At 51.5% G+C, this 12477-nt stretch carries 13 protein-coding genes; 6 read left to right on the forward strand and 7 right to left on the reverse strand.

Annotated features, from left to right (window positions below; genetic code table 11):
• The first annotated feature begins 154 nt into the window (after positions 1 to 154).
• On the forward strand, positions 155 to 1003 hold the full coding sequence (rhaS, locus tag FDW88_RS14860) for an HTH-type transcriptional activator RhaS (protein WP_096758841.1): 849 nt from the start codon (positions 155 to 157) through the stop codon (positions 1001 to 1003).
• Between the two features lie 152 nt (positions 1004 to 1155).
• Positions 1156 to 2007, forward strand: a complete 852-nt coding sequence (gene rhaR, locus FDW88_RS14865; protein WP_117343676.1) for an HTH-type transcriptional activator RhaR — start codon at positions 1156 to 1158, stop codon at positions 2005 to 2007.
• On the opposite strand, the gene rhaT is transcribed toward rhaR, so the two are convergent.
• Positions 2004 to 3038 (reverse strand): L-rhamnose/proton symporter RhaT, encoded by a 1035-nt coding sequence (rhaT, locus tag FDW88_RS14870; protein ID WP_117343650.1) that lies wholly within the window; start codon positions 3036 to 3038, stop codon positions 2004 to 2006. The two genes, rhaR and rhaT, sit on opposite strands and share 4 nt — an antisense overlap.
• 202 nt (positions 3039 to 3240) lie before the next feature.
• Entirely contained in the window at positions 3241 to 4662 is a 1422-nt protein-coding gene (locus tag FDW88_RS14875) for an L-fucose/L-arabinose isomerase family protein (RefSeq protein ID WP_137362846.1), read from the reverse strand.
• Between the two features lie 255 nt (positions 4663 to 4917).
• Here FDW88_RS14875 and sodA point away from each other — a divergent pair, with 255 nt between their 5' ends.
• Positions 4918 to 5538 (forward strand): superoxide dismutase [Mn], encoded by a 621-nt coding sequence (gene sodA, locus FDW88_RS14880; protein WP_096758838.1) that lies wholly within the window; start codon positions 4918 to 4920, stop codon positions 5536 to 5538.
• Between the two features lie 88 nt (positions 5539 to 5626).
• Here sodA and FDW88_RS14885 read toward each other — a convergent pair whose 3' ends face one another.
• Positions 5627 to 6517 (reverse strand): dihydrodipicolinate synthase family protein, encoded by an 891-nt coding sequence (locus FDW88_RS14885; protein WP_115259794.1) that lies wholly within the window; start codon positions 6515 to 6517, stop codon positions 5627 to 5629.
• Between the two features lie 152 nt (positions 6518 to 6669).
• On the opposite strand from FDW88_RS14885, the gene yiiM reads away from it, so the two are divergent.
• Entirely contained in the window at positions 6670 to 7344 is a 675-nt protein-coding gene (gene yiiM / locus FDW88_RS14890) for a 6-hydroxyaminopurine reductase (RefSeq protein WP_137362847.1), read from the forward strand.
• A gap of 66 nt (positions 7345 to 7410) precedes the next feature.
• On the opposite strand, the gene cpxA is transcribed toward yiiM, so the two are convergent.
• Both cpxA and cpxR read right to left on the reverse strand, forming a co-directional pair.
• On the reverse strand, positions 7411 to 8784 hold the full coding sequence (gene cpxA, locus FDW88_RS14895; RefSeq protein ID WP_096758834.1) for an envelope stress sensor histidine kinase CpxA: 1374 nt from the start codon (positions 8782 to 8784) through the stop codon (positions 7411 to 7413).
• Entirely contained in the window at positions 8781 to 9479 is a 699-nt protein-coding gene (cpxR, locus tag FDW88_RS14900) for an envelope stress response regulator transcription factor CpxR (protein ID WP_005121756.1), read from the reverse strand. Before cpxR ends, cpxA begins: the two co-directional genes overlap by 4 nt.
• Positions 9480 to 9629: 150 nt before the next feature.
• Here cpxR and cpxP point away from each other — a divergent pair, with 150 nt between their 5' ends.
• Positions 9630 to 10130, forward strand: coding sequence for a cell-envelope stress modulator CpxP (gene cpxP / locus FDW88_RS14905; protein ID WP_137362848.1), 501 nt, complete (start codon positions 9630 to 9632; stop codon positions 10128 to 10130).
• 207 nt (positions 10131 to 10337) lie between these two features.
• Here cpxP and FDW88_RS14910 read toward each other — a convergent pair whose 3' ends face one another.
• Together FDW88_RS14910 and FDW88_RS14915 are read right to left on the reverse strand one after the other, a co-directional pair.
• Entirely contained in the window at positions 10338 to 10697 is a 360-nt protein-coding gene (locus FDW88_RS14910; RefSeq protein ID WP_137362849.1) for a putative T6SS immunity periplasmic lipoprotein, read from the reverse strand.
• Entirely contained in the window at positions 10694 to 11257 is a 564-nt protein-coding gene (locus tag FDW88_RS14915) for a type IV secretion protein Rhs (RefSeq protein ID WP_137362850.1), read from the reverse strand. Before FDW88_RS14915 ends, FDW88_RS14910 begins: the two co-directional genes overlap by 4 nt.
• Positions 11258 to 11564: 307 nt before the next feature.
• Here FDW88_RS14915 and fieF point away from each other — a divergent pair, with 307 nt between their 5' ends.
• On the forward strand, positions 11565 to 12467 hold the full coding sequence (gene fieF, locus FDW88_RS14920; RefSeq protein ID WP_096758832.1) for a CDF family cation-efflux transporter FieF: 903 nt from the start codon (positions 11565 to 11567) through the stop codon (positions 12465 to 12467).
• Positions 12468 to 12477 lie beyond the last annotated feature (10 nt).

Genomic DNA, 12477 nt, shown 5'->3' on the forward strand with positions numbered 1-12477 from the left:
GTCTGATGTGACCCCTTCCGCATTTCCCGATCTTTCCTGTCGTTTCTTGAAGAATTAACCGTGTTTACGCACTTTGGCGTCAAAAATTTAAGGTGAGGGTCATAACCCTTAATTACTATGCAGCCATGTTCATTTGATCTGGAAGGAAGTCATCATGACCGTACTGCATTGCGTGGATTTTTTTCCGACAGGTAAAGCGCCTGTGGCGATCGAACCGCGACTGCCCCAGACTGCTTTTCCCGAGCATCATCATGATTTTCATGAAATTGTGATAGTTGAGCATGGAACAGGTATTCATGTTTTCAATGGACAGCCCTACACCATTAGCGGCGGGACGGTCTGTTTTGTCCGCGATCATGACAGACACTTATATGAACATACTGACAACCTGTGCCTGACAAATGTACTGTATCGTTCCCCTGATGCGTTTCAGTTTCTGGCCGGGTTAAACCAGTTGTTACCTCAGGAGCAGAACGGTCAGTATCCGTCCCACTGGCGCGTGAATCAGGGCGTACTGCAGCAGGTCCGTCACTTGGTGGGGCAAATAGAGCATCTTGGTGAGGAGATGGATACGCCGACGGCGGCCAATCGCGAGATCCTGTTTATGCAACTGCTGGTGCTGCTACGCAAAAGTAGTCTGATGGAAGCGGCAGCGGATAACGATGCGCGACTAAACCGGCTGATGGCGTGGCTGGAAGATAATTTTGCCGACGAAGTCTGCTGGGATGCGGTGGCTGAGCAGTTTTCGCTCTCTTTACGCACCTTGCACCGCCAGCTCAAACAGCAAACCGGGCTGACGCCGCAGCGCTATCTCAATCGCCTGCGGCTAATCAAAGCACGGCACTTATTGCGCCATAGCGATGACAGTGTTACGGACATCGCTTATCGCTGCGGTTTTGGCGACAGTAACCACTTTTCGACGCTATTTCGCCGGGAGTTTAACTGGTCACCGCGCGATATTCGCCAGGGCCGCGACGTCATGGCCGGAAGCAGCCTCCAGTAACGCGAAAGCTATCAACGTTTTTTACCGTCCGTTTGCTGATAATCATACCCTTTAATGCCGGATGGCGGCTGCACCTTGTCCGGCCTACATGAATGCCCTGTAGGCCGAATAAGCGCAGCGCATCCGGCAAGCGTTCAGGTTGAGGTGATGTGGTGGCGAATCAGCTAGTCCTTCTGAAATCAGACTTTTTTGCGAGCGAACAGCAGGCCGTCGCCGTCGCCGATCGCTATCCGCAGGATGTGTTTGCCGAACATACTCATGAGTTTTGTGAGCTGGTGATGGTCTGGCGTGGCAATGGTCTGCATGTTCTCAACGATCGGCCGTATCGAATAACCCGTGGCGATCTGTTTTACATTCGCGCCGCAGACAAACACTCGTACACCTCTGTTAACGACCTCGTCCTGCAGAATATTATCTACTGCCCTGAGCGGTTGACGCTGAATCTGGGATGGGAAGATGTGATCCCCGGTTTTAACAACGGCACGCCGTGCCAGCCCCACTGGCGGCTGGGCAGTGCCGGTATGGCTCAGGCTCGACAGGTGATTAGCCAACTGGAACACGAAAGCCAGCAGCGCGATCCGTTATGTAATGATATGGCGGAGCTGTTGTTCGGACAGTTGGTGACGCTTCTCAAGCGCCATCGTTATGCCACGGATAGGCTCCCGGCCACCACCAGTGAAACACTGCTGGATAAGCTGATCACCGCGCTGGCCGGCAGCCATGAGCATACCTTTGAACTGGATAAATTCTGTCAACGGGAGCAGTGCAGCGAGCGCGTGCTGCGTCAGCAGTTTCGCAGCCAGACTGGAATGACCATCAACCAGTATCTTCGACAGGTGCGGGTCTGCCACGCTCAGTATTTGCTGCAACATAGCAAGTTGATGATTGGTGAGATTTCTATGCGTTGTGGCTTTGAGGACAGTAACTACTTTTCGGTGGTGTTTACGCGAGAAACCGGGATGACGCCGAGCCAGTGGCGTCATCTCAGTAATCCGCAGGACTAGCTGGCCATTCCCAGACCGACAATGTTTGCGGCAAGGATAATCACCACGCAGCCGAGGCTCAGCACGCTGACAGGGCGTTTTCCCGCATTGCTCCACTCTTTCATGATCAGGCCGACGATACCGCCGCACAGGACGTAGAAACTCATGTGCAGCATCCAGCTCATGTAGTCATACTGCGCCGGAATTTTGGCATGGCCCCAGGCGTAAAAGAAGAACTGGAGATACCACATCAGACCAGCAAGGGCCGAGAACAGGATGTTGCTGATAATAAGTGGTTTTGCTAACGAGAAGTCGGCTTTTACCGACAGGTTCTTCATTTTTGCCAGACGAATGAAGCAGAATCCCAGGTTGATCACCGCACCGCCGCCCATAATGACTACGTAGCTTGGCAGAGCGACATACAAAGGATCGATACCGAGCGCAGCGGCGGCTTCGTGCATCGGTTTAGCCGCATCCATGGCAAAGGACATCCCTGCGGAGAAAAAGCCGCACATCACCGCCAGTATTAGACCTTTTTTCAGGTTGAACTCTTCGGCTTTGATACCCATCTTGCGTTCTTTTAACTGTCCTGCTCGAGTGACTATCGCCACGCCGATCAGCGCGACCAGCACACCAAGCAGGGTCATACGCCCACCCGGCGTGCCGATGAGCACGTCAAATTTACCGGCAATGATTGGTGTCATTAAGGTGCCAACAATCAGCGTAATGCCGATAGCGATGCCGATCCCCATCGACATGCCGAGATAGCGCATGGTCAGGCCATAGTTGATATTACCGATCCCCCACATTGCGCCGAATAAAAATACCGGTAGTAGTGTGGACGCGCTGAATGAACTGTAATAGGCCCAGAAGTCTGGCAGCAGGATTGCGCTGACGAGCCAGGGCAGGATCAACCATGAAACAAAACCGCCTATGGACCACATAGTCTCCCAGGACCAGTGTTGTACCTTTTTAAAAGGGGCATAAAAACAAGCGGCACTAGCGGCACCGATAAGATGCCATAATATCCCCATCGTAATTGCGTTACCCATTCTGGTTCCTTTTAAATTGTCGTTCTGGCTGGATGAAAATCACCCGTTTTGATATTCAAAAGTCTAAAGAGTGAGCAATGAATTAACCTTCAGCATGCTGCCGTAGGATGGGCAATGCTGGCAAAATTCAGGGGATGAAAAGGATGTTGATCACAAATGCTGATCCGCCCCTCTTTTTTGAGAAGGGCGATAATATTAAGGGTTAGCAGATTTTTACCGTCTGAATACCCAGTAGCCAGGCGAGTTTTTCCAGTACCTCACCATGATGACCAAGGCCAATGCTGCAATGATGGGCTGGACCGCCCATGCACCATTGTGTGGTGAAATCGCGAGCCGATAACGGGAAGCGATAGCGGCTGTTGGTATTGCCGATATCCAGGACTTCACCTGCCACTGCTTCCCCTTCGGCATACTGCAAACGCACCCCGTTTTCGGCATCTTCAATGACCGAAAGAAAGGTTACCGGGCCCGGTTTCACGGTCATCTGGATAGACACACCTTTACCCGGTTTACCATGATAAACCGGCAGCGGAACCAGACGCACCGGACCATCGGCCATCAGCGGGTGCGCCGGGCCATCATGTCCCCACAATACAACATCATCAATAAATTCAATTCCATATGGCTCAGAGAATGAACCACCCGCCCCCAGAAGCTGCTGAATTTTCATCGCCAGTACATTTTTGATTTCATATTCACCTGCCACGGGAATACCACGGTGGGTGAGTAGTGTGTTGCCAAGAATGATTGAGGTGATGATGTTCTCGTAAGCATTGCCGTTTCTACCTTCGTAGTAGTAGGCCAGTGCACCGAGTGTGTTCTGGGCAATCAGTTTATCCATGGCGCAGGCGGTGGTAAGTGCGCGATCAAGCTCTGCCGGTTCGCATGTCGGATCCAGCTGAAGCACACGGTACATTTCCTGTTGTTTGACGCTGAGATCTGTCTCGCTGACCTGCTCGCGGTATTCCGCCAGCTCACACATTTCCAGTGGCTTAAAGCGTACGCCTAATTTGGCGGACAGGTTCGTCATATTGCTGTAAACGTCCACCATGCCGTCATAATAGTGTCCGAGTACGCCGACCTGACAGTTTGCCAGCATCTGGCGGGCATTAAGGGCCTGTAACCACTGTGCCATTTGTTGCCAGATGTACTCATCGCCCTGTAACGCACCAACAATCAACTGAAAGCGGATATTCGCACGATTAAATACGTTTGCCAGTTCGGGCGCGCTGCAGGCCTGGCAGTGCGCCAGCCACTCTCCAGTACGTCCGCCCCGATCGGGAATTTGGCGGATTGCCGAATAGGGCAGACCAGGCTCCGGCTGTAGGGCCATAATAATAACTGGCTTATTGATACTCTGTACAAGGGGTAGAACCGTTGCGCTGAGTGCGTAGGTGCTAATGTAAAGACAGACCGCATCGACCGGCTGCTGTTGTAATCGCCTGATAAGAGCATCGGCTTTATCGACGTTATCAATCAGGCCGCCATTAATGACGGTGGCCTGTTGCGCCGTCAGACGCTCATCAATCGTTTGCAGGTAACCCTGCAAGCGTGACTCCAGGCCAGCAAACTGGGGCCAGTATGTGTCGAGGCCGATTCCGAAAAGGGCGATGTTGACAGACATAGCAATATTTCCTTGTGAGATAATCCGCAGACTATCTCGTGCTTTGTCTCCCATGTCCTTTATGTCTCTGCCTGTTTCCTACGCAGGTTGGCAAAATTCGCCTGATTTTCCCGGTGGCGCTCACATTTTCATCTTGCAATAGCCCTGTAAAAAGTACGGCATTGATAATCATTTTCAATATCATTTAATTAACTATAATGACTCAACTGCTTACGCGGCGTTAACACTGGCCGCCCGACAATACTGGAGATGATTATGAGTTATACACTGCCATCCCTGCCGTACGCTTATGATGCCCTTGAACCGCACTTTGATAAGCAGACGATGGAAATCCACCATACCAAGCACCACCAGGCCTATGTAAACAACGCGAACGCTGCGCTGGAAAGCCTGCCTGAATTCGCTAGCCTGCCTGTTGAAGAGCTGATCACTAAACTGGATCAGCTGCCAGCGGATAAGAAAACCGTACTGCGTAACAACGCAGGCGGCCACGCTAACCACAGCCTGTTCTGGAAAGGTCTGAAAACCGGTACTACGCTGCAGGGTGACCTGAAAGCGGCTATCGAACGCGACTTTGGCTCTGTTGATAACTTCAAAGCTGAATTTGAAAAAGCAGCGGCAACCCGTTTCGGTTCTGGCTGGGCATGGCTGGTACTGAAAGGTGACAAACTGGCTGTGGTTTCTACTGCCAACCAGGATTCCCCGCTGATGGGTGAGGCTATCTCTGGCGCTTCCGGCTTCCCGATCGTGGGCCTGGACGTTTGGGAACACGCTTACTACCTGAAATTCCAGAACCGTCGCCCGGACTACATCAAAGCGTTCTGGGACGTGGTGAACTGGGACGAAGCAGCGGCGCGTTTCGCGGCGAAAAAATAAGCCCCATACAGCCTGATGGCGTAGAGCGGTAACGCTGTATTGCCTGATGCACTTACCCGGCCCACATCATGATGCGGGCCGGGTAATATTAACGCCCAAACACCTCATCAATTATTCGGCATTGGTCCTCGTTTAACTCCCCACCTGCATTACGCGAAACGCCGGTGCAATAGCCAAACTTACGCGACACCACGGTTTTAATGGTGGTGACAAAATCCTCGCCAATAGCGTAGATGGACATGTACGTGCCAATCTTATCCTGAATATCACGCAACGCTGCCAGGTCGCCCTGTTTAAACGCCTCGCGTGCGTGGACAAACAGCTCAGGCATCACGTTATTTAGGCCAGAAATAATCCCAGCGCCGCCTGCCAGAAGGTTGGGGATGTAATATTCGTCGTAACCGGAGAGTACGGCAAAATCTTTGCGTACAGCGCGGGTGGTCTGAATCATACTGCGGGTATGGGACTGGCAGTCCACGGTGTCTTTGATACCGGCGAAGTTCGGGAATTCCCCGGCCAGGGTAGCAACCAGCTCAGGTGTTAAATCACAGCCGGTACGGGCCGGGAAGTTATAGGCAAACCATTGACCGCTGAGTTGTTGCCCTAACTGGCGGAAGTAGCTCAGCAGCTGCGTTGCCGTTTGTCCGTAATAGTAAGGTGGCAGGATCATGACGGCATCGTACCCCGCGTGATACGCTTCCTGCGCCATCAGTAGCACATCATTCTGGCAGGTGGATGAGACGTTGGCGACCATCTTCAGCGAGCTCATAGCTCGGGCTTCACGGATCAACTGCAGCCTTTCGTCGAGCGTAAAGGAGGCAAATTCCCCAATGCTTCCCATCAGCAAAATAACGTCGATCTGTGCCTCGGTAAGGCGTTTGAGATGCTGGCTCAGACCGTTGAAATCGATCTTGCCGTCATTGTCCATTGGCGTAATGGAAGGACACCAGACGCCAGCAAATTGCGATTGACCCGTCACGTTGTCGACTCCTTAATTGAAATATTGTTTCAAAACCAACTTGCATTGATAGCATGTGTCCCTACGTTTCACACCAACCGTGCTCTCATTTTGAGCGAATAGGGTAGAATAAATAGGGTGTAATGGGGAAAAGTTATCGGGAGAGGGAACAGATGCGATATCCGGTTGATGTATTTGCAGGCAAGATTCGGGATTACACGGGAAGCCGCCCCAGTGCGATTGCGAAAGTTCAGGTCGATGGCGAGCTGATGCTGACCGAATTAGGGTTGGCAGGGGATGAACAGGCAGAAACGAAAATTCACGGTGGGCCGGACCGCGCGCTGTGCCATTATCCGCGTGAACACTACCTACACTGGCGACAGGCTTTTCCTGAACAGGCAGAGTTGTTTGTCGCGCCCGCTTTTGGCGAGAACCTGTCAACGCAGGGCATGACGGAAGAGAATGTTTTTATTGGTGATATCTTCCAGTGGGGTGAGGCGCTGATTCAGGTCACACAGCCACGCTCGCCGTGTTTTAAGCTGAATTTTCATTTTGCTATTAGCGACATGGCAAGCCAGATGCAGGATGCGGGCAAGACCGGCTGGTTGTGCAGCGTTATCGCACCCGGCATGGTATCGGCGGATGCGCCGCTGGTACTGGCATCTCGTGTGAGTGATGTTAGCGTGCAAGAGGCCATCGCCATTGCCTGGCATATGCCGTTTGATGACGACCAGTATCACCGTTTACTGTCGGCTGCGGGGCTGTCAAAGAGCTGGACCAGAACCTTGCAGAAACGCCGCTTAAGCGGCAAGATCGAAGATAATTCGCGGAGATTGTGGGGAAAATAAGGCGATTATTGAACCTGTCGGCCGGATAAGATGCGTTAGCATCGTCATCCGGCGCAACAGGCACAATTACGCACGTTTATACAGCGGCAGCCAGAGCACCAGGCGCAGACCACCCAATGGGCTGTCTTCGGCCTTGACCCAGCCACGATGCTGCTGAATAGCGGTTTCAACAATTGCCAGACCCAGACCAGTACCGCCAGATTCGCGATCGCGCGCTTCATCGGTACGATAGAACGGACGGAAAATCTGTTCTCTGTCTTCGGGGCTCACGCCCGGACCATCATCGTCCACGGTGATGGTAATCCCGTCTTTATCCACCGCGAAGCCCACTTCAATCCTGGTGTGTGAGTAGCGCAGGGCGTTGCGAACAATGTTCTCCAGCGCACTTTCCAGCGTATTCGGGTTACCGTACAGCGGCCACGGCCCTGGCGGGAAGTTAACTGTGAACGATTTGCCCATCTGCTCGGCTTCAAAGGCGGCGTTATCCAGCACGTCACCCCACAGGTGATTCGCCTTCACGGTTTCACTGACCAGCGCGTTTTTCTGCTGATTGCGCGACATGACCAGCAGATCGTTGATCATGCTGTCCAGTCGATGCGCTTCCATTTCAATACGCTCCAGCTCTTTGCTCTCGCCGCTACGACGGCGCAGCAGCGCGGTCCCCAGTTGCAGACGCGTTAACGGCGTTCTCAACTCGTGAGAGATGTCCGACAGCAGGCGTTGCTGTGAGGTCATCATGCGTTCCAGCGCCGTCACCATCTGGTTAAAGCTGGCACCTGCCGCCAGGAATTCTTGCGGACCGGCTTCCAGTTCAGGATGCTGACGCAGGTTACCCTGTGCCACTTCATCCGCCGCATTTTTCAGCTTACGTGCCGGTTTTGCCAGACTCCAGGCCAGCCAAAGCAGCAACGGAGAGCTGACTAACATGGTCACGATCAGCAGTAACAGCGGTCGGTCAAACAGCAGGTTGATGAAGTCAGATTGTGAACTGCTGGCAGGCCGAATGAGGTACAGTTGGTAGTTATCTTCGCCATCTCTGACGGAGAAAGGCCCAACCATTTCAACACGACCGTATTTTTTCTTTTGCGGATGATCGGCGTTATCGGCCTGACCAATAAAGTTACGAATGATCTGCATTTCGTTGCGTTCTGCGCCGATCACGCGTCCTTCCGTCGTAACAAGTAATAACCGCTGTCCCGGCGGCGCCCACTTGTCTATCGCACGAAACAAGCGACGCCACCACATCAAATCGTTGGGTGGATCGTTCGCCAGTTCAGCTTCAACGTGCTGCTCAATCATCAACCCCTGGCGCTGTTCGCTATCCAGTAGCTCGGTCATCTGGCGTGAGTCGAGCTTGGGTAACATCAGCACCAGCATCAGCACCAGTGCCAGCGTTAACCAGAAGATGGCAAAGATGCGTGCGGTTAAACTTCCTATCATGAAGCGGAGACCATCAGATAGCCGCGACCGCGCAGGGTTTTAAACCACGGGTGCCCGTCTTTACGCTCCGGCAGCTTACGACGCAGGTTCGAGATATGCATGTCGATAGCACGATCGAACGGTGTCAGGCGTTTGCCCAGCACTTCCTGGCTTAAATGTTCACGAGAAACCACCTGGCCGAGATGCTGCGCCAGCAAATACAGCAGGGTGAATTCGGTACCGGTTAACTCCAGGGTTTGCCCGTCAAAGCTGGCTTCCTGGCGACCCGGATTGAGGCTTAACGCATCCACCTCCAGCGTCGGCGAGCCGTTATCGCTGTTCTGCTGCTGTTCGCTCCAGTGGGAGCGGCGCAGAATGGCGCGGATACGCGCGACCAGTTCGCGGTCGTTAAACGGTTTGGGTAAATAATCGTCCGCGCCCAGCTCAAGGCCGAGTACGCGATCCAGTTCGCTGCCGCGGGCGGTCAGCATGATTACGGGGGTCTGGTGTGTCTGGCGAAGTGCTTTCAGTGTATCAATGCCGTTTTTCTTCGGCATCATGACGTCGAGCAAAAGTAAATCGATGCTGTCATCCAGAAGCTCCAGTGCCTGCTCCCCATCATGGGCAACCAGCACATCGAAACCTTCCATTTCGAGCAGCTCCTTTAACAGGGATGTCAGCTCTCGGTCATCATCAACTAGCAGTATTTTATTCATTTTTTACGTACCTCCGAGGCAGAAATTACGACATCAGGCGGCGCTAATCTATGACTTTACGTTGTTTTACACCCCCTGACGCATGTTTGCAGCCCGAATCGTAAACTGTCTCTCGTTGAATCGCGACAGAAAAGATTTTGGGAGCAAGTGATGGGCAAAGTTACCGCTGCCGTCATGGCCTCAACGCTGGCACTCAGTACGTTTAGCCATGCAGCTGAAGTCGTCACAGGCGATCACTGGCACCTGGGTGAAAGCTCTTCGCAACGTAATGCGCAGAGACACATGTTTGACGGTATCAGTTTAACCGAACATCAACGTCAACAGATGCGAGATTTAATGCAGCAGGCCAGACATGAGCAGCCTCCTGTTAATGTTAGCGAAATGGAGACAATGCATCGTCTTGTCACCGCAGAGAATTTTGATGAAAGCGCCGTGCGCGCTCAGGCAGAAAAGATGGCACAACAGCAGGTTGCCCGCCAGGTTGAAATCGCCAAGGTCCGCAACCAGATGTATCGCCTGTTAACGCCCGAGCAGCAAGCGGTTTTAAATGAGAAACATGAACAACGAATGGAGCAGCTGCGCGATGTCGCGCAATGGCAAAAAAGCTCATCGTTGAATTTATTGAGTAGTAGCAACTCACGTTCCCAGTAGTAACCCTGTTTTCCTTGCCATAGACACCATCCCTGTCTTCCCCCACATGATGTGGGGGTTTTTTTTGCCCAAAATTCCAGTGAACTGCCAAAGATAAACAGCGATTTGCAGAAGGTATTTAGCGCTTATAAAAGCTTTTGTTATGTGTGGCTGACCTCAATGTAACTCACAGCCTTTATGTAGAGCCGTGTGATCTGACAATAGTGCTCAGCTTTTTCCTAAATCCAACACAGTACCATCATGGGTAATGATAAATGTGTAGTAGTGATTTTTTCCATTTAAGGTATAGCTTGCACCATACACCACCCCTTTTTCTAAATTAACCGTGAAGCAGGTACTTGGGTAGGTGAGATGTGTAAAGTCGCCGACTAATAATTTTTTACCTTCTCTACCATTAGTTGACAGAATATAGCGGTTTAACACATCGTTTTTATCTATGGTAAAGCAAACACGATTGCCATCTACGTAGATCGCCCGTCGTTCACCGGACTCTGCACCCTCTCTGCCTTTCCCCGGGCACCCGGCCAGAAATAAAAGTAAAGGGAGAAAAAAGAGCGATTTCTTCATATCGGAAAGCTCCCGAGTACCTTTTCATATTTCTGCATTAATTCCAGCGCCGGTTCTTCTGGGTCATAATCGCGGTAAACATAGAGATCGCTATGCCCATCAAACCCATAGTGCTTTAACAACCAGTAATCGCTGACTAAGGATGCTTGCTGCTCCAGTCCGTAATCAAGTAGATTTTTTTCATTTAGACTGTATGTATAATCAGCAGCCCATGAGAACGCCCCGCGTGTTCGTACCCACATTCCATATTGGTGCTGCCAAACATGCATCATTTCATGCAAAAAAAGATGCTGGGCATTTGGTGTTGGCTGTTTTGTTGGCATCGAGAAATCATCTTCGTATTTTATGGTTCTAAACCACATTTCGCCGTCAGGCGTCATCGCCTGACCTGGGTTTTGAGTATCAAAAGGAAGGTAACTTTCCAGATGAATCGAAACTTGATGGTAAAGAATGCTAAAGCCAAAGAGCGAGTTTGCAAGATTCATCTCGCCAAGCCTTAACCTACGCAGTCCCCCTTCTTGGATCGGTTTCCAGTCAATAGAATTAGGGTAATACACTATCTTAATCCCTCAAGATATGTTGATTGAGTATTTATCGTACACCTAAAGTAAAGGAGTAATGGAAAAGTTGTTGAGAGGTCCTAAAAATTCAGAATAAAACGTATTCAGATGACGTATTGCCATACTGGTCCGGCTATAAGAGGGGGCGTAATTTTTTATTTTAATGTGCTATGTTTGCTGCAACATTCCATCCCCGCTTTTCCACACATTGCGTATGGTTTTTTTTGCCCGAAATTTGACACTTTCTTATTGCCTGACTGTTTTAGTTCATCCGTTATACTAGCGGCATATCCTGATGGGAGTGCTTATGAATCAAACTTATGGGCGGCTGGTGAGCCGGGCGGCTATCGCGGCGACCGTGATGGCTTCGCTGTTACTTTTGATCAAAATTTTTGCGTGGTGGTACACCGGGTCGGTGAGTATTCTGGCTGCACTGGTGGACTCTTTGGTCGATATTGCCGCGTCGTTAACCAATTTGCTGGTGGTGCGCTATTCCTTACAGCCAGCCGATGATGAACACACGTTCGGGCACGGGAAAGCAGAATCGCTGGCGGCGCTGGCGCAAAGTATGTTTATTTCTGGCTCGGCGCTGTTCTTATTTTTGACAGGCATTCAGCATCTTGTTCAACCGACGCCGATGAAAGATCCGGGCGTTGGGGTAATCGTCACCGTCATTGCGTTAATTTGTACTATCATACTGGTCACGTTTCAGCGTTGGGTCGTTAAGCGTACGCAAAGTCAGGCCGTTCGGGCAGATATGCTTCATTATCAGTCTGATGTTATGATGAACGGCGCTATTCTCGTCGCGCTTGGTCTGGCCTGGTACGGTTGGCATCGTGCGGATGCCTTGTTTGCGCTCGGGATTGGCATCTATATTCTATATAGCGCATTGCGTATGGGCTACGAGGCGGTGCAATCCTTGCTGGATCGCGCCTTGCCCGATGAAGAACGTCAGGAAATTATTGATATAGTGACGTCATGGCCAGGAGTCAGCGGCGCTCACGATCTTCGCACGCGGCAGTCAGGGCCGACCCGCTTTATTCAGATTCATTTGGAAATGGAAGATAATCTGCCGCTCGTTCAGGCGCATTTAGTGGCTGAACAGGTTGAGCAGGCGATTTTGCGGCGTTTCCCGGGATCGGATGTGATTATTCATCAGGATCCCTGTTCAGTCGTACCCAAGGAAGGCAAGATGTTTGAGCTTTCATAATTCGTTGTAA

Source organism: Citrobacter sp. wls829 (genome assembly GCF_005280825.1).
Lineage (GTDB): Bacteria > Pseudomonadota > Gammaproteobacteria > Enterobacterales > Enterobacteriaceae > Citrobacter > Citrobacter gillenii.

What these genes read in the sequence shown, in the direction of transcription:
- rhaT (WP_117343650.1), bottom strand. Translation starts at nt 3,038, where the DNA reads ATGGGTAACGCAATTACGATGGGGATATTATGGCATCTTATCGGTGCC.
- rhaS (WP_096758841.1), top strand. Translation starts at nt 155, where the DNA reads ATGACCGTACTGCATTGCGTGGATTTTTTTCCGACAGGTAAAGCGCCT.
- cpxP (WP_137362848.1), top strand. Translation starts at nt 9,630, where the DNA reads ATGGGCAAAGTTACCGCTGCCGTCATGGCCTCAACGCTGGCACTCAGT.
- sodA (WP_096758838.1), top strand. Translation starts at nt 4,918, where the DNA reads ATGAGTTATACACTGCCATCCCTGCCGTACGCTTATGATGCCCTTGAA.
- cpxR (WP_005121756.1), bottom strand. Translation starts at nt 9,479, where the DNA reads ATGAATAAAATACTGCTAGTTGATGATGACCGAGAGCTGACATCCCTG.
- fieF (WP_096758832.1), top strand. Translation starts at nt 11,565, where the DNA reads ATGAATCAAACTTATGGGCGGCTGGTGAGCCGGGCGGCTATCGCGGCG.
- cpxA (WP_096758834.1), bottom strand. Translation starts at nt 8,784, where the DNA reads ATGATAGGAAGTTTAACCGCACGCATCTTTGCCATCTTCTGGTTAACG.
- FDW88_RS14910 (WP_137362849.1), bottom strand. Translation starts at nt 10,697, where the DNA reads ATGAAGAAATCGCTCTTTTTTCTCCCTTTACTTTTATTTCTGGCCGGG.
- yiiM (WP_137362847.1), top strand. Translation starts at nt 6,670, where the DNA reads ATGCGATATCCGGTTGATGTATTTGCAGGCAAGATTCGGGATTACACG.
- FDW88_RS14875 (WP_137362846.1), bottom strand. Translation starts at nt 4,662, where the DNA reads ATGTCTGTCAACATCGCCCTTTTCGGAATCGGCCTCGACACATACTGG.